General features: G+C 31.8%; 21 protein-coding genes. 5 read left to right on the forward strand and 16 right to left on the reverse strand.

Annotation, left to right across the window (positions count from 1 at the left end):
* Positions 1-69 precede the first annotated feature (69 nt).
* From K5S59_RS28275 to K5S59_RS28295, 5 genes are all read right to left on the reverse strand, one after another.
* Positions 70-723: a YdeI/OmpD-associated family protein gene (locus K5S59_RS28275; RefSeq protein WP_120450277.1), complete on the reverse strand. Its 654-nt coding sequence runs from the start codon at positions 721-723 to the stop codon at positions 70-72.
* A 148-nt stretch (positions 724-871) separates the two neighbouring features.
* Positions 872-1,639, reverse strand: coding sequence for an arylamine N-acetyltransferase family protein (locus K5S59_RS28280; protein WP_120450279.1), 768 nt, complete (start codon positions 1,637-1,639; stop codon positions 872-874).
* Between the two features lie 138 nt (positions 1,640-1,777).
* On the reverse strand, positions 1,778-2,302 hold the full coding sequence (locus K5S59_RS28285) for a MepB family protein (RefSeq protein ID WP_002071916.1): 525 nt from the start codon (positions 2,300-2,302) through the stop codon (positions 1,778-1,780).
* An 87-nt stretch (positions 2,303-2,389) separates the two neighbouring features.
* Positions 2,390-2,758, reverse strand: a complete 369-nt coding sequence (locus K5S59_RS28290) for a DUF4180 domain-containing protein (RefSeq protein WP_061679051.1) — start codon at positions 2,756-2,758, stop codon at positions 2,390-2,392.
* A gap of 202 nt (positions 2,759-2,960) precedes the next feature.
* Positions 2,961-3,653, reverse strand: a complete 693-nt coding sequence (locus tag K5S59_RS28295; protein ID WP_120450281.1) for an HAD family hydrolase — start codon at positions 3,651-3,653, stop codon at positions 2,961-2,963.
* 440 nt (positions 3,654-4,093) lie between these two features.
* Here K5S59_RS28295 and K5S59_RS28300 point away from each other — a divergent pair, with 440 nt between their 5' ends.
* From K5S59_RS28300 to bla, 3 genes are all read left to right on the forward strand, one after another.
* On the forward strand, positions 4,094-4,759 hold the full coding sequence (locus K5S59_RS28300) for a response regulator transcription factor (RefSeq protein WP_060486774.1): 666 nt from the start codon (positions 4,094-4,096) through the stop codon (positions 4,757-4,759).
* Positions 4,752-6,197 (forward strand): sensor histidine kinase, encoded by a 1,446-nt coding sequence (locus tag K5S59_RS28305; RefSeq protein ID WP_212981864.1) that lies wholly within the window; start codon positions 4,752-4,754, stop codon positions 6,195-6,197. The genes K5S59_RS28300 and K5S59_RS28305 overlap by 8 nt, the downstream gene beginning before the upstream one ends.
* A 484-nt stretch (positions 6,198-6,681) precedes the next feature.
* Positions 6,682-7,620, forward strand: a complete 939-nt coding sequence (bla, locus tag K5S59_RS28310) for a class A beta-lactamase (RefSeq protein ID WP_120450285.1) — start codon at positions 6,682-6,684, stop codon at positions 7,618-7,620.
* Between the two features lie 236 nt (positions 7,621-7,856).
* Here bla and gerXC read toward each other — a convergent pair whose 3' ends face one another.
* The 3 genes from gerXC to gerXB are packed head-to-tail and all read right to left on the reverse strand — an operon-like array spanning position 7,857 to position 11,618.
* Complete coding sequence (gerXC, locus tag K5S59_RS28315) at positions 7,857-9,017, reverse strand: spore germination protein GerXC (RefSeq protein WP_212981865.1); 1,161 nt, start codon at positions 9,015-9,017, stop codon at positions 7,857-7,859.
* Positions 9,004-10,482 (reverse strand): spore germination protein GerXA, encoded by a 1,479-nt coding sequence (gerXA, locus tag K5S59_RS28320; RefSeq protein ID WP_120450289.1) that lies wholly within the window; start codon positions 10,480-10,482, stop codon positions 9,004-9,006. The genes gerXC and gerXA overlap by 14 nt, the downstream gene beginning before the upstream one ends.
* A 56-nt stretch (positions 10,483-10,538) precedes the next feature.
* Positions 10,539-11,618 carry a spore germination protein GerXB gene (gene gerXB, locus K5S59_RS28325; RefSeq protein ID WP_120450291.1) on the reverse strand — a complete coding sequence of 360 codons (1,080 nt, stop codon included), beginning with the start codon at positions 11,616-11,618 and terminating at the stop codon, positions 10,539-10,541.
* 152 nt (positions 11,619-11,770) lie between these two features.
* Between gerXB and K5S59_RS28330 the strand changes: the two genes are divergently transcribed.
* A complete protein-coding gene (locus tag K5S59_RS28330; RefSeq protein WP_000273229.1) occupies positions 11,771-11,953 on the forward strand; it encodes a hypothetical protein in 183 nt (60 codons plus the stop codon).
* A gap of 293 nt (positions 11,954-12,246) precedes the next feature.
* On the opposite strand, the gene K5S59_RS28335 is transcribed toward K5S59_RS28330, so the two are convergent.
* The 8 genes from K5S59_RS28335 to K5S59_RS28370 form a co-directional block, all read right to left on the reverse strand.
* The gene (locus K5S59_RS28335) at positions 12,247-12,924 is read right to left on the reverse strand and encodes an ABC transporter ATP-binding protein (RefSeq protein ID WP_098872440.1); all 678 of its coding nucleotides are present in this window, start codon (positions 12,922-12,924) and stop codon (positions 12,247-12,249) included.
* Between the two features lie 11 nt (positions 12,925-12,935).
* Complete coding sequence (locus tag K5S59_RS28340; RefSeq protein ID WP_098872441.1) at positions 12,936-14,369, reverse strand: ABC transporter permease; 1,434 nt, start codon at positions 14,367-14,369, stop codon at positions 12,936-12,938.
* Between the two features lie 500 nt (positions 14,370-14,869).
* Positions 14,870-15,469 (reverse strand): undecaprenyl-diphosphatase, encoded by a 600-nt coding sequence (locus K5S59_RS28345; protein ID WP_000010596.1) that lies wholly within the window; start codon positions 15,467-15,469, stop codon positions 14,870-14,872.
* A 467-nt stretch (positions 15,470-15,936) separates the two neighbouring features.
* A complete protein-coding gene (gene pulA, locus K5S59_RS28350) occupies positions 15,937-18,501 on the reverse strand; it encodes a type I pullulanase (protein ID WP_120450295.1) in 2,565 nt (854 codons plus the stop codon).
* A 485-nt stretch (positions 18,502-18,986) separates the two neighbouring features.
* Positions 18,987-20,690, reverse strand: coding sequence for a M4 family metallopeptidase (locus tag K5S59_RS28355; RefSeq protein ID WP_098873320.1), 1,704 nt, complete (start codon positions 20,688-20,690; stop codon positions 18,987-18,989).
* Between the two features lie 458 nt (positions 20,691-21,148).
* Entirely contained in the window at positions 21,149-22,114 is a 966-nt protein-coding gene (locus tag K5S59_RS28360) for a DUF4179 domain-containing protein (protein WP_000128530.1), read from the reverse strand.
* The gene (locus K5S59_RS28365) at positions 22,115-22,645 is read right to left on the reverse strand and encodes an RNA polymerase sigma factor SigX (protein WP_001193462.1); all 531 of its coding nucleotides are present in this window, start codon (positions 22,643-22,645) and stop codon (positions 22,115-22,117) included.
* A gap of 254 nt (positions 22,646-22,899) precedes the next feature.
* Positions 22,900-23,379, reverse strand: coding sequence for an AraC family transcriptional regulator (locus K5S59_RS28370; protein ID WP_000864413.1), 480 nt, complete (start codon positions 23,377-23,379; stop codon positions 22,900-22,902).
* 737 nt (positions 23,380-24,116) lie between these two features.
* On the opposite strand from K5S59_RS28370, the gene secY reads away from it, so the two are divergent.
* Positions 24,117-25,421: a preprotein translocase subunit SecY gene (secY, locus tag K5S59_RS28375; protein WP_000490104.1), complete on the forward strand. Its 1,305-nt coding sequence runs from the start codon at positions 24,117-24,119 to the stop codon at positions 25,419-25,421.
* Positions 25,422-25,436: the final 15 nt, after the last annotated feature.

The following is a 25,436-nucleotide window of genomic DNA, read 5'->3' on the forward strand; positions in this document are numbered from 1 at the left end:
CTGAAAGGAATTCTTTTTTCAATGTGTTAGGTGTAATTAATTGTTGCATCATTGTGACGTTCCTAACCATTATTTTTTCTTCTTACGGAATAATTCAATTGTTTTATAGCCTTGTGAAAGAATTTCAATCATTTTCTCAAGACGTTTTTCACGTGTTTTTTCTTGTTTTACAGAAAATAAATTACGTGCCCAATCTTTTTGATATCCAGGTGTTAAACTTTGATAAAACTTAAGTTCATTCGGATGATTAACCAATAATACTTCCACATCTTTAATACGATCTGCATAATCAGCAACACATTGGCTCATAGCAGGCGTTTTCTTCTCTTTTTTCTTTTCACGCTTTAAGCCTACAACAGTAAAGATATCATCCATACTTACCATTCGTGCAAATTTAATATCACTCTGTCGTACATACCCATCTTCGCCAACGTTTAATGCTGGAAACATTTCATCTCGGTGAATAAACGTACTGTAACGAGAATTACCTTTTTTCGGATATGCGAAGAATATATAACCTTTTTCAATTAGTAATTCTTCATTACTAACAATAAAATTCGTTTGTTTTACCATTTCATCAAGTGTTTCTACAAAAATAAAAATGGCATCATGATCTTTGGAAAATACAGTTTCTTTTCCTGTAAAAATGTCATAATCACTAGGTTCATTAATTACGACCATATTTGTATACTTATTAAGTTTCAATTTATCAATAATTGACATAAAAAATCTTCCTTTACATTCAAAATTCATTGTTCATACTGTTCTAGTGTATTATATCTATTAAGAAAATCAAACTTTAATAGTAGTTTTAAATTAAAGTTAATAAAATAGCCGATTCTGTATAAGAACCGGGTAGCTATTCGTTACATCATAACTCAATAGCAAATAAAGTATATAAAAGCTCTCTATATTGATCTTCTGTAATTTCACGTTTCACTTTTTCACCATGAATGATTTCAGTTAAACTTGTATTTGTTAAAGAGATATGGCCAGAGTCCGTTAATTTGACTACGATTGGGCCATTATTAAATATAGATTTCTCATCTTCTATTACTCTTTTTTGAACATCATTCACTACTGTCTCATCAATGATACGATTATAAAAAGCATGACAAACTTTCCACTCTCCGTTCGTATCTTTTCTTTCTAGAACGTAATTTCCTTTACTCGTGTCTCGTTTTTTTACTCGATACGTACCGTTTTTAGAGGAAACAGACTCACCACTAAATGGCACTGGGACTAGAGGTACTAAAGAAGCAATACCTACATCAATTAAGTATCGTCCGTTATTATGATTTAAAATAATTGTTATATGCCCATCCTCAAGTGCCCATGCGTGTATATCATTTTTATATACAGTACCAAGTGCAAGCTGTACATCATAACCACAATCTTGTAAAAAGTAGTAAAAAAGAGTATTTAATTCATAACAAAGTCCGCCACGGGATGTAGTTAAAATTTTATTCTGTAAATTTTCCATAGTAATTGTATTCGCATTACGTGCTATAACATCTAAATTCTCAAATGGTATAGTGTGTGCAAATGCAAAGAGAATTGTATTTAATTCTTCAAACTTCACTTCAGTACGGTTTGCAAGATTCAATCTTGTAAACAGCTTATGTTGTAGACTTGTCATAGTCAGCACCCCTTAACATGTATAAGTTAAAATAGTATATGCTGATTGTAAATTTGATGAGGTACTGAAACAATGTACATTTCGTTTAACTGTACCGGTACAAAAAGTCTAACTCACAAGATTACTTAAGAAAAGAGGCTACAAATATAAATTTAATAGTTTATCTGTAGGTAAATGATTATAATCGCTTAAATCAACAAAATATTGAAGTTGCCACATTTGGCTCTTTTTCGCTTGGTTGTTCTCAGGGGTATCCCAAATTGGATACACTCTCATAGCCATCTTCCCTTTTTGACTTTGTGTTTTTAATATTTTTTCTTTAAGAAGAATTTCTTTAGGGAAAATAAATTGTCCTAGTTTATTATCATCTATACAAGTGATAATTAATAAGTCAGGAGCAGCTTCATAAGAAAATGCTTGATTTTGCATATTGTCATCTTTCTCCCAAAAAGAAACGAATTGCCCAATTTTATTAGGGGTAATTTTTGATATTCTAAAACGAATGCTTTTATGATTTAAGTAAAATAAACATCCCGCATATTCAGCATTTTGCTGTTCTTCTTTTAGATTCGTGATTATTAATTTGTTAGGTTTGTAAATTATATTGTTTAAATTTCGAATTACATCATTAAATTTGTTCAAGAAAATTCCCCCTTTATTCATTTCTTAGTTTATCACAAACATCAGTTCTTCTATATCGTATATAATCATGAACTAAGTGAAATGAGGGAATTTAGCAGGATATAATTATTACTTTAATGTACTTAGTTTTTCAATTGCTTGTTGTTCAGTTGATAAGTAAAATATATCTCTACCTTTATTACATTCATAAATAAAATCCTTTAAGCTTTTACTAGTATACATAGAGAAATCCCCAACAATAGCAAACTTTACCTTGTAGTTTATAAACTTTTGAAGAATATCGCCCGCAAGACGTGTCTTTAGATCAAAGAAATCTTCACTTATTAAAGATTTTGGGATAATAATATGTTTCGCATCTACCTCATATTGAACTGTTGCCATAGTATCTAATGCAGACTGAACATCCGATATTAATACCTTATCGTTTCTAATGACCGCAATATTGATTCCATCGACTACTACTTTCTTTATCTTCATAGTCCCACCCCTATATAATTTACACAGTATGAGTAAAATCGTTTTACAAAACTTCGTATTAATCATAGATTAAATTAGCCGCAGCTATTAAAATCGCCTCTATTTTTTATTGTAAATATATACTTTTTATTATTAATACGGTCAATGAAATTAATGATAGTTTCTCTTTTTTATATTTTCGAATATATATATGAAATTACTTTTACTTGTTATAAAAATATCGTGGAGTAACATAACTTAACAAACTATCCAAAGTGTTAATCTCGGCATATGGTTGTATTTTGGTAGTATTCTTGATTTTCTGAGGGTTAAACCACACGCCTTTTATATTTGCATTTTGAGGACCAGCAATATCCTTTTCTAAGTCATCCCCAACAAATAATACATCATCTGGTTGCACATTAAGCTTGTTTAATGTTAGTTCGAATATACGCTTATCAGGTTTACTAAACCCCACTTCTTCAGAAATAATAATTGTTTCAAAGTAATTATTTAAATTTGTGTTAATTATTTTAGCCGTTTGCCTCTGCGTTGATCCATTTGTTATAATTCCAACTTTTAAGTGCTTCTTTATGTGATTTAAGAAATGGATAGTGTTTTGGTCTATCGAAAAACATTTAGGGAAATTTTCATTCCAAAAATTTTGGATATAATTGCGTGGCAATCTATATTCCGGTGCAAATTCATCAAATAATGATTCTAAAACTATCGTTTTATCACTATTGCCGTATTCTCTTTTATCGTATTCTTTGAATTTCAATAACATATTGTTTTTGATCGTATCACTAACATCCTCATAACACTTTTCTAAAACTAATAAAAACAATTTATCTACTGCCTTATCCCTATCAAGTAACGTATCATCTAAATCAAACAGCATCGCTTTATAACCCATCAAATAATTTCACAACCTTTCTCACATGATTTAAATAATCCTTAGTTCGCACCTTAGGCCTTTACTAAATTAGCAAAAAAACTCCAAAGTTTGTGGCGTACGCTCTAGAATTTCGCTGGCTTCTTTTATATTTAAATTCATCTCCTTTCTATTAAAATTTCGAAAGTGTATTTTCTGAAAAATTAAAAAATTGCATACATTTTACATTATTATACATTATTTTTTCGTAAATATTAATCGTTCAGCATTTTATATGATAAGTTTTTTCAAGCACACAAATATTTCTCCATAAAAAAGGAATATGGGTAATAGTACTTTTTTATGGAGAATACAAAATCTTAAAAATCGAGTTAATACGTTAAACGTCCTATGAAGTTTCCTACTGTATCTCCACATAAACTACAGATAGTACGGCTATAATGACTACCAGAGGTGATATTATGAAAAACTATCATATCCTCGTGGTTGAGGACGATCAAGAAATTCAGGAATTAATTAAACAATTTTTAATGACACAACAATATACAGTGGTAGTTGCTTCAGATGGACTAGAGGGTATGACACAATTTAATAAGCAATCCTTTGATTTAGTTCTTCTAGATGTAATGATGCCCAATCTTAATGGATTTGAAGTTGCTAAAATGATTCGAAGTCAGTCAAACATACCAATTATTATGCTAACTGCGTTAGAAGAAGAGGAAGATCAAATGAAAGGGTTCGATCTTGGGATTGATGATTATATTACAAAACCCTTTTCGTTTCATGTTTTAATTAGACGAGTCGAAGCTGTACTTAGAAGAAGTTATGATAAAAATGTAAATAATCATTTGGTGTTTAAAGAAGTGCGTATTGATGTTGATGCATATAGAGTATATGTAAATGATGTTGAAATTTTGTTAACGACAAAAGAGTTCGAAATTCTGCAACTACTATTTCAAAATGAGAGAAAAGTACTTACAAGAGAAAATATCGTAGAAAAAGTTTGGGGATACGATTATTTTGGAGAAACACGAATAATAGATACACATATTAAAAACCTACGTAAAAAACTAGCCATCCCCTATATTAAAACAATAAAGGGTATTGGTTATAAAATTGATGAATAGAATTGTAAAAATCATGAAGATGAAGCAAATTACTTATAAACTCTTTATGACTACATCTCTCATTTTGTTATCCTTTGCAGTATTGATTTATTTAACTTTATATTTCTTTCTCCCTACGTTTTATGAGCAATACAAAACAGATCAACTTCAAACAGGGATAAAAGAGATAATTGATAAGTCCAAAAATCTTACGTTTCAAGATGCGATACCACTTTTTGATGAATACGCAAAAAAAAATAACGCCATGCTTTCGCTTCAAAATAAAGAAGGAGTAATTATTTACTCGCCTTCATTTTCTTTTATTCAAAGTGGTACACAAACAACAGTAGTTACTAAGGCAACACGAATTGATAATGCGGGTACTATTAGCAATTCATATAATGTTACGGAACCAATTCAATTCCAAGATGGTAGTTTAACGCTTGTAGTGTTCGCAACATTTCAACCGATCGATGAAGCTTCGCAGGTATTAGTGCGCTTTCTCCCCTATATTAGTATCATCGTGCTTGTGATTGGTATAGGGAGTGCTTATTTCTATTCGAAGTTTATTACAAAGCCACTTATATATATTAATGAGGGTGCACAAAAGATGGCAAATTTAGATTTCTCCGAAAAAATTGAAGTTCGCTCTACAGATGAGTTAGGAGAATTATCTAATAGTTTGAATGACATGTCTATTAACTTACAACAAGCTATGTTTGATTTAAAAAAAGCAAATGAACAATTAAAAAATGATATTGAAAAAGAAAGAGAAATAGAAACAAAACGCAGAGAGTTTTTTGCCATTGTAGCACATGAATTAAAGTCCCCTCTTACTGTAATGAAAGGATACTTAGAAGGGATGATATACAATATTGGCCCTTATCAAAATCGTGATCAATATTTAAGGAAAAATCATCAAATTATTGAAAGTATAGAACAATTAGTTCGTGAAATTTTAAGTATGTCAAAGTTAGAACAACACACTTTTAAACTAAAAATAGAAGAAGTTAATCTTTCAAAGTTAATAGGTACAATCACAAAAGATCTCGAATTTTTCGCTTCTCAAAAAAGCATCCAAATAATAAAAGAAATTGACTCTGACTTTTCTGTTTATACAGATCGTGTTCTTTTTGAAAAAGCATGTAAAAATATTATCCATAATGCAGTTATGTATTCACCACATAATGAAAAAGTCTATATAAAGTTAAATGAGGATTCTAAACATGGTCAAATCAAAATGCAAATTATAAATACAGGTGTCAATATTAAAGATGAAGATATACAACAAATTTTCAAACCATTTTATCGAATTGAAAAATCTAGGAATCGAAATACTGGAGGAAGTGGTTTGGGGCTATATATTGTTAAACAAATTCTTGAAACGCTAAATATAAAGTATTCTATAAAAAATATGGAACACAGTGTGCAATTTTGCATGAACATTCCTTTATCTTAACAATAAACAAACAAACTCCCCTCTTAGTAGGACGAGTTTGTTTGTTTTTGTAGCAAGTATAATCTTATTAGGAATCAATAAGTGGACTTTTCGTTTTTTTAAGATCTTTATTTCTACCATCCAATCTTAAAATAAAATCAGTAGTTGTTATTACTTATTCTATCCGAAACGAGGTTGTTATATATGGGCTATCCAATTGAAATTCCCGTTACAAGAAAAACTCAATCTAAATCCATATTAAATTAAGTGGAGTTCAAAAAATGGAGTTTGCGATGCTTAAAAACAAAGTTAATAGATATGTTAAAAAATTTAATCATAAATGGAACAAATGTGTTACTTAGATTGTCTATTACGTATAAAAAAGGTGTTCTTGATAGTCCTCTCATTTTGTAATATAAGAAATACAAGAGGAGTGCTATCCAGTGCATTTGTTAATTGTATAGGTATACAAAATCCATATATTCTTGAAAGAGGTTGAAAATGTATGATAGTTTCAAAGAAGTTTTTTCACATTGCACATTATAAAAAGGTGCTACCTGTAGTATTACTTTCATGTGTAACGCTTATAGGCTGTTCCAATAGTAATATTCAATCCGAACCACCGAAACAAGCCAAACAAGAAAATACAAGTAGGCATTCTTTTGTAAAGCTTGAAAAAGAATATGATGCTAAACTCGGTATTTATGCATTGGACACAGGTACGAATCAAACTGTTACTTATCGTTCAGATGAACGCTTTGCATACGCATCTACCCACAAAGCCCTTGCTGTTGGAGCACTGTTACAAAAGAAATCAATAGAAGATTTAGATCGAAAAATTAAGTATACCAGCAAAGATCTTGTGAATTACAATCCAATTACAGAAAAATATGTAGATACAGGTATGACTCTGAAGGAGCTTGCAGATGCTTCCATTCGATATAGTGATAATACTGCACAAAATCTTATTCTTAAACAATTAGGCGGGCCAAGTGAATTCAAAAAATCACTAAGAGAAATAGGAGATTCCGTTACAAATCCTGAACGTTTTGAACCAGAATTAAATGAAGTGCAGCCAGGTGACACTCGTGATACTAGTACCCCAATGGCATTAGCTACTAGTCTTCAAACTTACGCGCTAAGTGATATCCTTCCAATTGAGAAACGGAACTTTTTAATAGATTTGATGAAAAGAAATACTACGGGGGACAACTTAATCCGTGCTGGAGTTCCAGAAGAATGGGAAGTAGCCGATAAGACTGGCTCTGGGTCTTATGGAACAAGGAATGATATCGCAATTATTTGGCCACCAAATAAAAAGCCAATTGTTCTTGCGGTACTTTCTAATCATGCTAAAGAGGATGCGAAATATGAGGATAAACTTATTGCGGACGCAACTAAAATAGTGTTAGATTCTTTAAAAGTAAAGAATAAATCAAAGTAATGAGTTTAAGCCGTTCCTATTTTGCAGCACATATAGTTTGAAAGACTTCTACTTTATCTAAACACCAAGAAATGTAAGCGTGTTTTTAGGCAACGAAGGAGGCAATATCCTCCTTCTGATCTAATCAAATTCTCATCTTAATCCTATTGAAGATGCCACCACACCGGAATGGTCATTCACGTTCGAATCTCCTATTTAGAGTTAATATTTTATGTTTCCTCTCACCTTCAACCATTCTAATGCTCAATCATATTACGCTTATTTTTAGATTTTCCATTTGTAGCTATATTAATCGAGACATTTAAATCTAATTCTTTATTTTGAAGGGATATCCCCCCCTCTTTTTTGTGTTTTTTCCATAATTTATTATTCTGCCGATATAAAGAATGGGATAACTGATACGTGTCAATCCCTCTTTCGATTCCTTTTCGGTACGTTTTTTTAATTTCTTTTTCAACTTGGGCCTCTGCAATTTTTTTAATATCATTTACAGTCATAAAGTGTATTAATTGAAAAATATCAGCATCGAAATGGATGTTCATAAGCATGTGTAACTTTCCATTTTTCACAAAATATTTTGTATCTATCTTCGGGTTTTTCAATACTATATGTCCAATAATTTTCTGATTAAATTTTAAAAGTAATGGAGCTCGTTTCGTATTTTCATCCGTCCAGCGAATCCCAGCAATATCATGGCTGTTTAAATGATTTATATAGGATTTATCACTTATAAAACCATAACCATTAAATTTTAACAATGGAAATGATGTATGCCCTTTTTTCCAATATGCTTTAGTCGTAGCTAAGAAAGGAATACGAGTTGTCATCCCGGGTTCATAATAATTTCTTTGGAATTTATATAAAGGTAAAGGATCTATTATTGTATATTGCTTGGTTATCTCTTTTGGTAAATTAATGATTGTATATAATTGAGAAATATTTAAAATATTATTGTTCGCTAATATATTTTCTAAAGGTTCCTTAGTTCCAAATATCCACATAGTGTCTCGAAATTGAAAAAAACGAGAGAAAAAATCATTAAATTGATTTATGTCACCATGTTTTAAAAATCGCTCTGTTACAACAATTGTTTTGAGATGCTCCCATGAGATTTCTTGTTGAACCCCCTTATAAAAATCAAATGCTGCCTCATCTAAAATGGGTCCTTTTCCCTTTCCAATATAGGCCTGGCTATAATTACGAGTAGTGCTCCCTTCTTGTTTAGCTATGTTAGAAAAATTAATAAATTGCGGACGAATGATATAATTATTATCTTTAAAATCGATACCTAGACTATTTATATACAAAACGTGATGCAACTCTCTTTGATCCCAACACCCTGTTAGAAATGTACACATCATAAAAAGAAATATAACTATTCTTTTATTTTTCTTCATCGGTACTCTCTCTTTTCCTTGTATTATCTTGAGTATGCAATTCTTTTGGTCTTTTTTTCATATACGTGAAAGGAATTCTAAATGTGGCTGCTAGCATACTTTTAAATACAGGGGGTGAATATGGTGTAAAGAATGGGACTCCAAAAGATCGTAAATTCACTACATGTATCGCCATCACAAGAACACAGAAGATAAATCCTACTATACCTAATAAAGAAGACACTACAAATACTATATATCGCAATATACTTATTATCCCTGTTACCGACTGATTAGTTAAAGCAAATGTCGAAACAACCGAGATTGCTATTATAATGACCATAGATGCTGAAACAATTCCAGCACTAATGGCGGCTTGTCCAATAATCAATCCCCCTACCACAGATAATGTTTGACCAAATACTGCAGGAACACGCAATCCTGCTTGCCTCAAAACTTCAAATAGGGTCATCATTATTAGCCCTTCTAAAGGAGCAGGAAAAGGAATCCCTTCTCTTGATAAGCTTAATGTAGCTAACAACGTATAGGGAATCTGATCTGGATGATATGTAATTAATGCTATCCAAATTCCTGGAAGAAATATAGAAATTGCTATCCCAAAAAGACTTACAAGCCGTACAAAGCTACCGAATATATAGAAAAAATCTTGATCTTCAGATGTATTCACAAAAAAAGGAAATGTAACTGGAGCAATAGTGGCTGTCGGTGACCCTTCGACTAATAAAATAAAACGCCCATACAACAAACAATTCACAGCATAATCAGGACGTCCTGTATATTCAACTAAAGGAAATACACTAAATTGATTGTTTGTAATTAATTCTTCAATCTGTGCACTTGAAACAATCCCATCTATTTTAATTTGTCTTAATTTTAATCGAACTTGATTAATGATGTCTCGGGATGCAATATCTTTTAAATACAAGAGGGCTACTTTAGTTTGTGTTCTTTCTCCAATAATAAATTCTTCATAACTAAGAGAACTTGTTTTTAGCCTTTTTCTAATTAATCCTATATTTGTGTTTAACTCTTCAACAAATCCATCACGTCCACCACGAATGGTCATCTCTGTATTTGTTTGCTCAACTGATCTTGTAGGTATTTGGGCAATATCAACTATATACCCTTGTTTAGATTCTTCAAAAATAATGAGGAGGTTACCTTCAAATATAATCTTAGATATAGTTTCATTCGAATTTACTATATCTAATTTCTTTACTGATAACTGAGGAATTAATGTTGAAAGGTTAAATTCTTCTATAGAATTACTTAAAAGCTTTTTGCAAACTTGAGATGATGTGGCTTGTTTTAATTTTGTATTATCAATTAAGTTTTGACAATAAATAAACAATACTGACCTTATTTTTTCTTTTTCATCCAATTCACGCTTTATTACTTTTACATCGTTGCACCCTTCAAACCACTCTAGTATTATCTTCTTGTTTAATTCTACTCGTTTGTTCATCTACATTGTCTCCTTCAAACTCAGCAACCTTATATAAAATACATTCTCATACTCTTTCAAGAGCTTTTCTTAAATTTAACAACCCACACAAACACCATTAGTAATATAGAAAACAAAAATAGTCCTAATGCTGAAACTGGTAAAACAATTTGAGATACAAACCAATAGAAACTAGAGTCACTGATGGGTAGTATACTTATTACTAAAATACATGAAAGTATTGCAAACATAACCCCATTTCTTGTTTTCCGATTTGTAATTGATAACAAATCTGGAATGAGAAAAACAACAAGCGATAGACGAATAAAGATTCCTACAAGCCACTGATACACGGAGAGAAAGTCTAAATTTTCAATGTACCTACCTATTGACACAAGTCTCCATTCTTCAAATGCTGGATATCGTTGGTTTGCTGCTGCGAAAGGACCAAATTCTATAATAGCTGCCATAACTGGGCCTATTGTGATACCAATAATAACAATACCTAAAGCAATCAATTGATATAATTTTACTTTTGAACAAATATGATGTTGTAAAAAAAGAATAAAAATTAATTCTAGAAATCCTGCTGCAGGATAAACCATTCCCCTAAATATTGGATTCATTCCATTTTCCATCATTGGCTGAAGTAAAGAATAATCTTTATGTGGAACATTTGCAAACATTACAAAAAAACCAAGTAAAAATACAATTGGTAACAAAACACCTGTTGTAAGTGCAATAGATTGAATTCCTTTTGTAGCATTATAGAGACAAATCAACGAAAAAAGTATTCCTAATACAAAGTGAGGTGTTTCTGGTAAATAAAAAGAGAAAAAGGTTAAGGTTTCTTTTAGTGCAACGACACCAATCGTTATTAAATAAAGTGCAACTATGAATATGATTGGATATACACTGAATTTCCCGAAATTATTTTTTAGCCACAAAAACAAATGTTCATTTTTTATGTTTTTATATATGATGAATATTATTGAAATCCAAAGCAAGTATAGGATGCTTACTAATATGATAGAAATCCATGAATCTCTACCTGATGTATCTAATAACATAGGAATCATAATGACATGATTAATTATCCCAATACTACCAATGAGTATCATAGAAACTTGAAATAAAGTAATTGTTTGCTTAGTCATATTTACCACCATATTTAGTAATGAAGAAATATTACATAGTATAACTGATACATCACTTCTTTATTCCAAATGGTTAGCTCCTTCTATTCTGTACATAATTTCTTCAGGCAGATATACTATAAACACAATAGTTCTAGAAAGGTGATGATGTTATGTATGAACAACAAAATAATAGAGATAGAGATCAAAAAATGATGTTTTCTATGCAGGGCGTTCCCTCAAATAAAATTAACATGAATCAATTACCTAAATGGATTAGAATTTTTGGCTATTGTGCGTTTGGTTGGATAATAGTATTTAGTTTAATTATGATTGTAGGTTTAATTCTGCAATAACTATACAGATACACAGTTAAACGGGACAGCATTTAGATTATATATCTAGGTAATGTCCCGTTTAACTGTGTGATTATCCCATGATATAGGTAACCAATTATAAGAAAAAGAACTTGTAGGATATCCTACAAGTTCTTTTTCTTATATTATTGAAACGGGAACAACAAACTATTTTACATTCAGTACAGGGAGACCATTTTGATTATGGCTTGATTTTATTATAAATCAAATATAAGCTTTTGAAAGGGTTGTATTTTGAAAATTATGTGAATTGAACAACTACGATGTTTATATTAGATTTCATTTACGACCAACTTCTTCTTACTTAAATACACTGCACGATCTGATTTTTTAGCAACTTCCTGTGAGTGCGTCACAACAATAATGCATTTATTCTCTTTATGTGCAAGTTCTTGAAACAGTTCTATTATATCCATTGCGGTTTCCTCGTCGAGGTTTCCTGTCGGCTCATCTGCAATCAGTAAATCAACATTACAAGATAGTGCTCGAGCAATTGCTACACGTTGTTGTTGCCCACCACTTAGTTGCAAGACGTTTCGTTTCGCTTCTATTTCTGTGAGTCCTACTTTCTCTAATAATTCTAATGCCCTTACCGTCTTATTTTTCACTTTGACACCTGTAATTTCCATTGCTGTTAAGACGTTTTGAAGAGCTGTCATATAGGTAATTAAGTTATAAGATTGGAAAATTACAGATACATTTTGATTACGGTATCGATCTAAACCAATCTTCCGAATATCTTTGCCATTATACAGTACATAACCATTTTTAGGGATATCCAGTCCACAACCTAAGCTTAGAGTTGTAGTTTTACCAGATCCAGATGGTCCTAAAATCGTGTAGAAATGCCCTTTTTGAAAAGAAAAGTTGACATTGTCTAGTATTGCTACATTTTTCCCATTACTTTCATAATAATAATCCAAATTTTTAAATTGTAAAATCGTTTCCATATTAAGCCTCCTTATTCATCTTTTAAAAGAATTTGTTTTGGATTTAAACGTAGAATAGATAATGCCGGAAGAAGCGTTGCTATTATAGCAATAGCTAGTCCAATCCCTCCCATTTTCCCTACATCTTCTCCTGTTACACTTACATCAATTTTATCAATTGGATCTTCTTTTTGATTTTGTAGCGTGCCACCAGGTCCAGACATCATTACAGTACTATTATTTCGCATGGTGTCCGTTTCTTCGCTTGTTGTAGCAATTTCATTCGAAAGTAAATTATCCCCGATATATTGAGAAACTTTAGCTCCTGTTGTTATGGATAATCCAAATGCTAAAATAGCGACACACACTACTTCTACTACGAACTGCGCCATCAGCTTCCACTTTTTCTCTCCAATAGACAATAGAATTCCCATTTCTTTACGACGTCCTTTAATTGATAGCATAATGATTAATCCTAAAATAATCGCACCTGCAATCGATACAATATAAATAATCATTTGAGAAGTCGAAGAGATATTTTCGATAGGACCAATCATTTGTTTGTACAATGAATCATGCGCATCTAATTTATAATAATTAAAATCAATATTAGATTTTTTTGCTTCTTTTTTAAATGCATCAATATATTGTGGATCATTCAAGAAATACACGACTTGAACACTACTTATACCTTGGTCTACTTCTAATTTTTTCATAGTTGAATGTGGCATATATAGTTTATTAGCTGGATCCATAATAGGAGGAGCCTGTTGACCCATTGCTTGTTCATTCGTTTCGTAAATACCGATAATTTCAATCTCGAGGGTTTCCTTCTTATCCCCTGATTGTACTTTTACTTTGTCTCCTACTTTCAAATTGTTTAATTCCGCTAATCGTTTTTCCATTAAAGCTACATTCTGATCTTTCATCTGTTCTGTAATTGGTTTTCCATCAATGATTTTACTTTTTCCGTTTTTAAAGCTTTCTTGTAATGCAGTCTTGCGGACTCCCTCAATCATAAAAGAAGCATTCATATCTATTTCTGTACCAGAGCTTGAACCGCCTCGCACAGCCGCCATTCCCACTTTACCTTTTCCTTCTTCTTCTCCTTCTGAAGCTCCTACTAGTTTAAGTCCATCAGAAATACCGAAAGTGTTAGCTATGTAATTATAGTCTTTTACATACTTGGATTTCGCTAATTGATCTGTTTCTTTTGTATCGAGCTGCGGTGGCTTTGGCATTTCTCCAGTTTCCTGAGCTTTTTGACCTAATTTGTCGAAATCAAGACCTAAAGTAACATCTGCACCAAGTTTTTTTCTTGCAGCATCAGCTGCCTTTTTTGATGCATTTTGGATTGTGAATCCTGAAAGAACCAAATTTGTAACAATCAGAAATACTGCCATTAAAATTAATGATGTTCCTATCCTTTTTTTCAAACTGAGAATTGCGCGTTTCATAAAATTCATTTTTTCTTACCTCCTTGATAACTTGTATTCTATATATGTTATCTAGAGTCTATATGGAGCTAATCAGTAGTTTATCTATAGATATAAGGAGTTTATGTGTAGTTATTCATTGGCCTGGTCAAGAAAACCGAAAAGCCAATCCAAAAGCGTAAAGAGAATTATAGGAAAAGAGAGAGAGGTTAAGCTTAATTTAATGTATGTAATATAAAAAATATTTATTGTATAATTTATATGCAATAAATATAGAGAACCTATTTAAATATCTACATAGGGATTGTTAATGTACTCATAGAAATCACGTCATTTTAAAAGGTACACTTTTTAATACAAAAATAAGCTATTTTGAATGGTTGGATAGAGTTGAAGAGACTTATATTCAACTATGGGTTCCCTATACATCATTATCAATCTAATATTTTGCACTTTCGATAAAACGAAAAAGACGTTATCCTTTCTGTAGAATTATAGGAAAGGATAACGTCTTTTTTATATTTCTATACTCAAAATCCCTTTGAATTGTTTTTGGATGGTAAAACATGTTTCTCTACTCTTTCATATAGAGTAAGCAATTGATTGATAAAAGAAAATTTCGGTACTACCCAATACGAAAATAAAGCTGAAACACACCCTATTAAAGCCCCTATTGCAATGTCAAAAGGATAATGAACCCCTACCCAAATACGAGAAATCGCTACACAAAATGCAAGTGTAAGCCATAACCATCCAGTTTTTTTACGAACAAGCCAAAACGAAAAACATATCGAAAAAAAGAGAATCGTATGGTCACTAGGAAATGAATTATCTACAGTATGGTCGACAAGTTTATTAACATCAGGCAATACTGCAAACGGTTGATAATTTAGATGGAATTTCCCTGCTATTTTTCCAATCACCTCAGCAATTACAAAAGCAACCATCGCTTGTATAACCATCACCCTAGTTTTTCTGGACCCAGTAAACCAATAAGCTAAAATAATTAAAGCAAAAATATATACCATATATTCTGCCAAAAATACCATGGTTGAGTTTAGGAATGAATATTGTTTACCTAAATTATTAATTGCTCGGAAAATATCAATATTGAATTGTGAAAAAGACATTTTCAAATCCCTCCTTTTTAGTAAGTTGTTTTACTGATTTCCATATACCTTCATTACATGAATAGTTTTGGTTATTGTACTCATCTAAAAATACTAACCTCTTATGACATCGCTTTCTTCTTTTTCATTTTAATAAAAAAAGAAAAAGGAAAACATCGAACTTTCTTACAAACATTCGTGCATTCTTACAGTTTTGTCATTTTCTCGTCACTTAGTAACTGGATTCATCGTCTTGCCTTTCGCTATTTTCAAACCTCTTGTAACTTTAGGTTTATATCGATATTTCTTTATATGGTTCTGCAGCAATGATTATCCTAATTACACAATAAAAAGGAGAAGAACCTTGGTGAGTCTTCTCCTTTTTATTTATGTTTTTCATTGAATTGTAATAAAATTACAGTACGTGAAATTATATCGTTTTAATTTTAAAAGCGGAGTGAAAACAACCTTCACTCCGCTTTTTGTAATTATTTAATTGGTTTCTCTGTTTTTAAAACTAATGAACTTAATGCAGGAACTTTAATTTTATTATCATGAACAACGTAAAGTGTTTTACTACCTGCTTGCTTACCATCTACTAGTACCTTCCAAGGACCTTTTGATGGAAGCGTTATGTCAACGTTTTCTCTATTTGCATTATGAGTCACCATAAAGTATTCGTTTTTATTACCAATTCCCTTTATTGAATAAGCGACAACATTTTTGGGAGTATCAATAAAAGAAACTTGTTTTTTAATTTGTTCTGCAGATGTCATTCGAAAAGCTGGGTACTTTTTTCGTAATTCTATTAAGCCTTTCATATAATCTACTTCATTCTTAAATGCTGCACGGCGCAACCAGTCCATTTGGTTAATTGAATCTGGAGATTTGTAACTGTTATGATCACCATATTTCGTGCGCATAAACTCTTGTCCTGCATGTAAGAATGGAATACCTTGTGATGTTAATAAAATCGATGAAGACAATTTGTGCATTTGTTTTCGCACTTCTTCACTGTCACCTGGATTAGTCAACTCAAGCTTGTCCCATAATGTATGATTATCATGTGCTTCCACATAAGTTAGCACCTGCTCCGGATCTTGATAAGTAGACGAATTTATATCGTAGTCAATGCCTGCTGTAATCCCGTTTTTAATACGGCCTTCCATGTTTTCCTTCCCATTTACAAAGCCATTTTCTTTCTCCTCAAATACACTACCTTTCAATCCATCTCGTATATTATCGTTAAAATGGGCAATCCCTTTCATTTTCTCCGCATTTTTTTGATTTGCTTTCAACTCAGCTGCAAGAGGTGTATTTAAATCCCACCCTTCTCCATGCAGTATAATAGAAGGATCAATTTGATTAACGGCATTACGTATTTCATTCATTGTTTCATAATCATGGATACCCATTAAATCAAAACGGAATCCGTCTAAGTTATATTCTTTTGCCCAGTATGCGACCGAATCCACCATAAATTTTCTCATCATTTTTCGTTCTGAAGCAGTATCATTTCCTACTCCGGTTCCATTTGCAAATGTTCCATCTTCATTGTAACGGTAATAATAACCTGGAACTAACTTATGAAAATTAGATTCAGCAGCATTATACATATGGTTATATACTACATCCATTACAACACGAAGATTATTATCATGTAGTGTTTGAATCATTTGCTTTAATTCAGTTATTCGGACAGTTGGCTCATATGGATTTGTAGAATAGGATCCTTCTGGAACGTTGAAATTTTTCGGATCATATCCCCAGTTATATTGTGGTTCGTTTAAATTCTCTTCATTTACTGATGCATAATCAAATATCGGTAAAAGCTGAACGTGCGTAACACCAAGATCTTTCATATGATCAAGGCCTGTTTTCACACCTTCAGGACCTCTTGTTCCTTTTTCTGTTACCCCTAAATATTTTCCTTTCTGTTTAATACCACTTTCGGGCTGAATAGAAAGATCACGTACATGCAATTCATAAATAATTGCGTCTTCCGGATTTTTAAATTTTGGACTTTTGTTTGCTTTCCATTTTTTCGGATTTGTTTCTTCTAAATCAACAACTGCACCTTTATCTCCATTTACAGAAGCAGCACGCGCATACGGATCAACTGCTTCAGTCCACTTATCCCCAATTCTCACCTTATACGTATAAAAGAGACCTTTTTGGTTCCCTTTAAGTTCTGCTTTCCAAGTGCCCTTTTCACCTTGTTGCATGTTTATTTCAGTACCTATTTTATCGTTCCATTTTTTATATGTAACTAACTTCGCTTCACTCGCAGTAGGAGCCCATACACGGAACTTCGTATGCTGAGGCGTATATATATTACCTAAATCGTTACCACTATAATAAAATAATTTATCAAACTCTTCGCTACGAATGACTTTACCTATTTCAGTATTCGTATCAGCTACGTTTTCTATTTTAACTTTGTAGGTCTGTTTTAAATCAATTTTCTGTTCCGTAATTATTTTCACCTTATTAGTAATATCTCCACTGTTTATATCATAAGGACTAATATCTTTAATTTTAATGCCTTCAATTTCAATATTCCGTTCTTTAATATGAAACGGGACATTAGTCGTTACAGTAATTTCATTGAAACTATCAATAGTTGCTTTTTGAATGGATAGATCCGAAGAGGGCTTAGAGTTATATACTTTATCATCACCAGAAAGAATCCATACTTCAGCACGACCATCCTTTATATTTTCAATCCAACGATCGCCACCATCTTTTTCCCACTCATTCGTACGAATGATAAATCCTACACGATTATATTCACCATCTATATTAATCTTAGCGTACTTTCCAAATTCATCTTCACCAGTAAATTCATATGATTTACCATTTGCATTTTCTCCCCATGTCCAAAGGTTCCATTCTTTTGTATTTCCAGACTGCTCTTTGTAATGAATGATAACTTCAGTTGTTTTCGAATTTGAAACTGCCTTTACACTTTGAAAAGAGAAAACAGATGATAACATAACGATTATAGTCAGTAATACAACGGATTTGTTAATTAATCTTTTTATCATTTGCACCACATACACCCTTTCTTTAAATAGTACGTACCATTTATTATGCTCGTACTAAATTACACTATTTAAATTAATCTAGAAATCTCTTTTACTTCACCCCCATATTGGCAATTTTCACATATGGATTTCAATGATCTTCTTATTACGAAAACGTTTGCATTAATGTTCAAAAAAATAGATTTGTTTATGTCTGCATATATGTATAAATACTAAAAGATCAGAGAAATCATTTTAAAGCAATCGTTTGTTATCGCTTTCATTCTATAGTACTTCCTATCAAGAGGTCAATATATTATTAATTTTCAGTTTTTATATATTTTAAACCTTTTATATTTGTCGTAACTATTGAAGATATACAGTGTAATTATTGCTTTATAAGTTTATTTTCACTCATACATTGCTGTATAAAGAAACAGCTACTATCTTTAAAATGACAGTAGCTGTTTTTCATAATGTAATAATATATGAATGAAAACTATATTTCTAACTTACTTAATTTTTGCTGCATCAAATGCCTTTTGAACCGCTTGAACTTCAGCTGTATTCGCTCCATATTTATTCGTTGCCACTCGAATACATGCTGATCTCAATTCTTTGAAATTAGAAGTCATATTTAACTCATCTGTATTTGCATAATAGAAGATATCAAACATTTTATCTTCACCTATCCCTTTAACAGTTACACCGTTATGAGTTCCACCTTTTGCAATGAGATACGCAACTTTATTAATAATACTTGAATTAAAATGAACGCCACCTTGATCCCATCCATTAAAATCATTAAATTCACTGTAATCATCTGGATAAGGTACACCAAGTGAAGATGGAACAGAAGCCGGGTTTTCCATATCACGGAAAACAGATCCAGTTTGTTCCCCCATCGTCCAGTTAAATTTTCCATTATTTACGTATTTCTCAATAGATGTTCCCATTATATCAGAAAGTGCCTCATTAATCGCACCAGATTCACCGTAGTATTCAAGGTTAGATTCGCTAGAAGTAACAGCATGTGTAAATTCATGGCCAGCTACGTCATATGCTTTGACGATAGGATCTCCATATACAAGCATACTTCCATTATTCGCACTTAAAGCATTCTGCCAATTTTTTGGATCATTCGTATCTCCCGAATCCCAAGCATGTACAACTGAAACTACCTTTTGTCCCTTATTATCAAAGCTATTACGCTTATATTTATCTTTATAAAAATCAAATACTTTTGTTGCTAAGTAATGAGCACTTACTGCTTTTGAATCGCTAAAAGTTGTCGAAGTACTAGTTGCTAATGTACCAGGATAATAGCTTTCTTCTTTAGTAATGTCTCTATAATTTACATCATATGTTTCAATTCCTTGGCCTCTTGTATAATCAGCAAGAGCATATTTGCCATTACTTTGTTTAGAGATACCAAATGTACGTGATATACCTAAATCATCTTTTCCTGTTCCAGTTAATGATGTAAGATTGCTTTTTTTACTTTTCTTTAATGCTCCAACTAGCTTTTCACTTGCTTTTAAGTTAGATTCTTGTACCATATTTTTTAACATATCACCATTTTGTGCATTTACTAAATAAGTTCCGGAAACATAGTTTGGTGTTGCAGCTTCAAATGTAACCTGGTATGCATTGCTAGCTTGTCCATTATTTTCATCAACAAAAATAACTTCTTTAACTTCTGGCTCAGAAATAAAATTGATATCGTTCCCGTACTTCGTATAAATATATTGTGTTGCTTCATCTTTTGATAGATTAATAGGTTTTTTCAATTCTTCTTGTTTTAAATTTTGCGCGCTATCACCTGAAACACTTTTAATAACACCGTTATTATCTACGTGTGCAGTTAATTGATGACCATATACTTCTTTTCCTTCGTATGTTTGCTGTATACGTACAAGTGTAGTCCCATCATATGAACCACGTTTTTGAAGAACTTTATAATCTACTCCTGTTTCTCCATTGACTTGCTTTGGAGAAAGAGCTTGTTCTGTTTTCTCCTTCAAAGCATCTTTTACTACATTCTCTGGTGCCTTTTGTGACGGTTGTGTAAGTTCACCCGAACGGAACGATTCTTCCTGAATTTGAACTTGTAGTTGATCTGTTTCTTCAGCATGACCTACTCCGTATGGTGCTACAGCTGTTAAAGCTAAGCCTGTCGTTAAAGCTACCTTAGTTAATGTGTTTTTGTTTTTCATTTTTTCACCTCGTATAATTTTTAAAATAGAAAGCTTGTACAAAGTATACTTGCTGTTTCTGTCGAAAAAAAGGGAAAATACACAATTTATGTAACATTATGCAAAATTACATAATGTAAGGACGTTGATATAAATAAAGAACAACAAATATAAGTGGTTAATTTCAATAAAAAAAAGAGCTCCCTAAGGCGCTCTTTACATACGATTATAAATCATAAATGCATTGTGTCATTTATTAGTATATGCTCGTCTCATTAATTGTTTACTTGGTGATTTCTTTGCACATTAACCATTAAAAATCCGTTATCTAATACATTAAAATTCTTCGTTACTATTTGATTAGTAAATGAAAGAGAGAGTTAAAATAATTTAAGAAACAAACATGATAAAAGCAAACCAATAGATAAAGATAGCACTCGACATGTATTGTGTAATTCTTTTTTTCATATAAATTTGTTTTACTTATTTACTTTTTTAGGATTAATTTGAAATTGCCCTTTCCAAGATCCAACTATTTTTCCTATTTTATTTATGTCTACATCTAATGTTAAAGGTTGTTTAAAGGAACCTTTTCCTTCAGGACCTTCAACAAATGTAATGACACCTTCTGGTCTGTCTTTATCGCGAATGCCTACATGCTCTAACTTTTTTCCTTCTGACAATAATTCGAATGGTAAATTGTCTTCACCTTGAATAAATGATAATTGTGAAAACATACCATTTCCTGTATTATATTCAGGATTTTCTTCTTGTTGTCCGTTTACTTTTCCATCGCTTTTTATATCTAATCCATTTGTATCAAATTCAAATGGCATTAAAGTTCCATCGGCTTTTTCAACTCTATAATGAACAGATATACGTGCATCTGCCACATATAATTCTTTAAAATGTACAGTAATCCCCTGATCTGTTATCTTCTCATCCAGAGGCATGAACTTGCCATTTGACATTCCTTCTACCTTGTTGTTATTTTCATCTCTTATCCCTTCGTTGACTACCTCATCTTTAGAAACTTCATTAGCAAAGTAAGAAGCAATATTAGTTGCTGCAACTTGAACCTGTGGAATCATAGCTATAGTAAAAATACCTACCGCAGCAACCGCTGTATACATTAAGCGTTTTGATTTTTTATTCACATTTGAAAATACCCCATGCTTTCTTTCTGTCGTTTTATTTACGCTAAGTACATTATTAGACTCGTTATAATTTTTAAATGTTTGCCATGCTTTTTCAACATCAATGTTTATTTCTGGAGTCTCATGAGTAAGTGTTGAATTTTCCCACTGACTTAATTCCGTTAGCTCAATTAATAAATTTTGACACTCCTTACATTTGTCTAAATGCTTTATAAATTGTTTTCTTTCCTCACGGGAAAGCTCGCCATCAATAAATGATTGAATGGATCCCATTTCATAACAAGTCATTTATTTCCCCTCCATTTGTTCAAAAATTTTCCGGAACTTTAGTTTAGCTCGTGCCAACAATGTTCCAATAGACGAATCATCAACCTGAAGTACTTGTGCGATTTCTTTATATCGAAACCCTGAAAATTTCATTAATAATATCGTTCGATCTTGTTCTTTCATTTTTCGCAAAACCATTTGTACTTTTGTAATTTCTTCTTTTCTAATCCATTCATCATCTAGTGACGAATCAATTTGAACTTCTTGATACTGGGTTTCTTTATCGATTCTTGCCTGATGTCTTTTTTCAGAGCGAATGTAGTTATAGGCGACATAAGTAGAAGACTTTATAAGCCAAGCGCGTAAATTTTCTATTGATTTCCAATCCGAATGATACAGTTGCAAAAACACCTCTTGCGCTAATTCCTCAGCAACCGTCTGTTCTTTAATGATCCATATTATTTGTTTTACAACATACGCATAGTGTTGTTTAAACAACGCTTCAAATGTTATATGTGAAACATTCCTCTCTTCACTTTTTATTGTTTGCATGTGAATAAAACCTCTCTCTCGTTTGATGCCTGCATTATAGAGAAACCAGAATGCTCATTTTTGTGACAAAAAAATAATATTTTTTTATTATGTACTACTACGTACATTCATGATATAAACAAATATTCATATTAATTAAAGTAAACTTTTTTCTCAATAACAATATAAAACCCACTCTCAACTATTTTTAAGAGTGGGTTTTAAACTATTAAAAAAACAATTATTTTAATACCTCTTACAATTTATACTACTTTTTATTTGTTCTTTTTTATTGGTACAAATAAATCAACCTTTAATTTTCCTTCTAGGTCTTCTGCAACATTGTTCATACAAAACTCTAAATTATCCCTATCATAATCTGCACTATACTCACTATTTGGTAACCACACTGCGTACATGTATCGATAAACTTCACTTAATTTATGAGGTTTATCATAAAACTGGTATAGAGCGTATATACCTCCATCTACACATTTAAATTGCATATCTTGATGAGGTTCTTTTTCAAAGTTTTCAGGTACGGTAACGCAAGCATCATGTCGGCACTTCTGACTTGCAACAAATTCAGGATTATCTAATGAAATTCCGATAAATGATTGCTCTGGTGGATGTAGATTATTTTCATTTGCCCACTGTAGTAACTTTTCCCAATGATCTTGTGGTTCAAAGTAACTACCAACTCTTCTTATAAATGCCACTTCTAATTGCGGTAAATTCTTTATTATAACTTTCATTTACATCAGCCTCTCTATACATATCTACTCCATTTATTTAGCTCTCGTATATATGTATTCCTTCCTAAATAAAACAAATTCTCTAATTACAGAATCGATATAAAAACAATACTAAAGTTGTATGTAGTTCCATACTTTTACACAATTCTATATTCTTTTTAAATCGATATATTAATAATAAGAGAATGAAGGAGGTTTTGCATTGATTAAAGGACTATATGAAGCACACTTACCGGTTAGTAATTTACAAAATTCTATTTTTATCATTTAATAATTATTTAGTGTGCTTTCCTCATACAGAGGAACTTGCCACTTAATATTTATTAGTATATACACCATAAATTAAGCGAGAAAAATCTAGATGTATTTCACATAATTCTTTTTTAAAATTTCCATCTAATCTATTCACTTGCGTTCGTTTATCAAAAAAATTCTAACGATTAAATGCACATCCTATCAATTCATCATTAAATAAATGTAAAAAATGCCCCTATTCATTCATTTTTCATGCGTATGTATGTACATTTGTTAATTTATTCGATATATTATGTGTATTGAATGATTACGAAAAGCTTATTGGTCGCTTATACAACACCTTATATTTTTATATCCGTGAAAACTACAAAATGTATGTAAATCCATTTGTCAAATGAATTTAATGCGGAAGGAGGTTTGTGGTTACTTCATCGGGATATAATAATTAGTTTTAAACTGATAAAAATATAGGAGGCGACATAATGTTTCGTACGATTTCAAATTTCATGAGAGTAGCTGAGATAAGAAACAAAATTCTTTTTACGCTAGCGATGCTAATCGTTTTTCGAATTGGCACGTTTATTCCAGTTCCTCATACTAACGCAGAGGTATTAAAAGTACAAGATCAAGCTAACGTTTTAGGTATGCTAAACGTATTTGGCGGAGGAGCACTGCAACACTTCTCAATCTTTGCTGTAGGTATTACACCATATATTACAGCTTCCATCATAGTACAATTACTACAAATGGACGTTATACCTAAATTTTCGGAATGGGCAAAGCAAGGAGAAATGGGCCGTAAGAAATCAGCTCAATTCACTCGATACTTTACAATCATTCTCGCATTCATACAAGCCATTGGGATGTCTTATGGCTTTAATAATATAGCAGGTGGACAATTAATAACAGATCAAAGCTGGACTACATACTTATTTATTGCGACAGTTTTAACTGCAGGTACTGCATTTTTACTTTGGTTAGGCGAACAAATTACCGCTAACGGAGTTGGTAATGGTATTTCGATGATTATCTTCGCAGGACTTGTTGCAGCGATTCCAAATGTTGCGAACCAAATTTATTTGCAACAATTTCAAAATGCAGGCGATCAATTATTCATGCATATCATAAAGATGGTTTTAATTGGTCTCGTAATTTTAGCGATAGTTGTTGGCGTAATTTACATACAACAAGCCGTGCGTAAAATACCGATTCAATATGCAAAAGCTGTTTCAGGAAACAATCAATATCAAGGAGCAAAAAACACTCATTTACCTCTTAAAGTAAATAGTGCTGGTGTAATTCCAGTAATCTTTGCTTCTGCATTTTTAATGACGCCGCGTACAATTGCGCAGCTCTTCCCTGATTCAAGCGTCTCAAAGTGGATAGTTGCAAATCTTGATTTTGCACATCCATTTGGAATGACACTTTATGTCGGTCTTATCGTTGCATTCACATACTTCTATGCATTTATTCAAGTAAATCCAGAACAAATGGCTGAGAATTTGAAAAAGCAAAATGGATATGTGCCTGGTATCCGCCCTGGTAAATCAACAGAACAATATGTAACGAAAATTTTATACCGTTTAACATTTATCGGTGCGATTTTCTTAGGTGCAATTTCCATTTTACCGCTCGTATTCACAAAAATTGCTACGTTACCACCTTCTGCACAAATTGGTGGTACAAGCTTACTAATCATCGTCGGTGTAGCACTTGAAACAATGAAGACGTTAGAAAGTCAGCTTGTGAAACGTCATTATAAAGGGTTTATAAAAAAAGTAAATTAAGTAAAAAAACAGTTG

The organism is Bacillus sp. BML-BC051 (genome assembly GCF_019656175.1).
GTDB classification, from domain to species: domain Bacteria; phylum Bacillota; class Bacilli; order Bacillales; family Bacillaceae_G; genus Bacillus_A; species Bacillus_A mobilis.

What these genes read in the sequence shown, in the direction of transcription:
- K5S59_RS28330 (WP_000273229.1), top strand. Translation starts at nt 11,771, where the DNA reads ATGTATGAACAACAAAATAATAGAGATAGAGATCAAAAAATGATGTTT.
- gerXA (WP_120450289.1), bottom strand. Translation starts at nt 10,482, where the DNA reads ATGAACAAACGAGTAGAATTAAACAAGAAGATAATACTAGAGTGGTTT.
- K5S59_RS28295 (WP_120450281.1), bottom strand. Translation starts at nt 3,653, where the DNA reads ATGGGTTATAAAGCGATGCTGTTTGATTTAGATGATACGTTACTTGAT.
- K5S59_RS28370 (WP_000864413.1), bottom strand. Translation starts at nt 23,379, where the DNA reads ATGAAAGTTATAATAAAGAATTTACCGCAATTAGAAGTGGCATTTATA.
- secY (WP_000490104.1), top strand. Translation starts at nt 24,117, where the DNA reads ATGTTTCGTACGATTTCAAATTTCATGAGAGTAGCTGAGATAAGAAAC.
- gerXC (WP_212981865.1), bottom strand. Translation starts at nt 9,017, where the DNA reads ATGAAGAAAAATAAAAGAATAGTTATATTTCTTTTTATGATGTGTACA.
- K5S59_RS28340 (WP_098872441.1), bottom strand. Translation starts at nt 14,369, where the DNA reads ATGAATTTTATGAAACGCGCAATTCTCAGTTTGAAAAAAAGGATAGGA.
- K5S59_RS28290 (WP_061679051.1), bottom strand. Translation starts at nt 2,758, where the DNA reads ATGAAGATAAAGAAAGTAGTAGTCGATGGAATCAATATTGCGGTCATT.
- bla (WP_120450285.1), top strand. Translation starts at nt 6,682, where the DNA reads ATGATAGTTTCAAAGAAGTTTTTTCACATTGCACATTATAAAAAGGTG.
- K5S59_RS28345 (WP_000010596.1), bottom strand. Translation starts at nt 15,469, where the DNA reads ATGTCTTTTTCACAATTCAATATTGATATTTTCCGAGCAATTAATAAT.
- K5S59_RS28305 (WP_212981864.1), top strand. Translation starts at nt 4,752, where the DNA reads ATGAATAGAATTGTAAAAATCATGAAGATGAAGCAAATTACTTATAAA.
- K5S59_RS28285 (WP_002071916.1), bottom strand. Translation starts at nt 2,302, where the DNA reads ATGAATAAAGGGGGAATTTTCTTGAACAAATTTAATGATGTAATTCGA.
- K5S59_RS28365 (WP_001193462.1), bottom strand. Translation starts at nt 22,645, where the DNA reads ATGCAAACAATAAAAAGTGAAGAGAGGAATGTTTCACATATAACATTT.
- K5S59_RS28280 (WP_120450279.1), bottom strand. Translation starts at nt 1,639, where the DNA reads ATGACAAGTCTACAACATAAGCTGTTTACAAGATTGAATCTTGCAAAC.
- K5S59_RS28355 (WP_098873320.1), bottom strand. Translation starts at nt 20,690, where the DNA reads ATGAAAAACAAAAACACATTAACTAAGGTAGCTTTAACGACAGGCTTA.
- K5S59_RS28360 (WP_000128530.1), bottom strand. Translation starts at nt 22,114, where the DNA reads ATGACTTGTTATGAAATGGGATCCATTCAATCATTTATTGATGGCGAG.
- K5S59_RS28300 (WP_060486774.1), top strand. Translation starts at nt 4,094, where the DNA reads ATGAAAAACTATCATATCCTCGTGGTTGAGGACGATCAAGAAATTCAG.
- K5S59_RS28275 (WP_120450277.1), bottom strand. Translation starts at nt 723, where the DNA reads ATGTCAATTATTGATAAATTGAAACTTAATAAGTATACAAATATGGTC.
- K5S59_RS28335 (WP_098872440.1), bottom strand. Translation starts at nt 12,924, where the DNA reads ATGGAAACGATTTTACAATTTAAAAATTTGGATTATTATTATGAAAGT.
- gerXB (WP_120450291.1), bottom strand. Translation starts at nt 11,618, where the DNA reads ATGACTAAGCAAACAATTACTTTATTTCAAGTTTCTATGATACTCATT.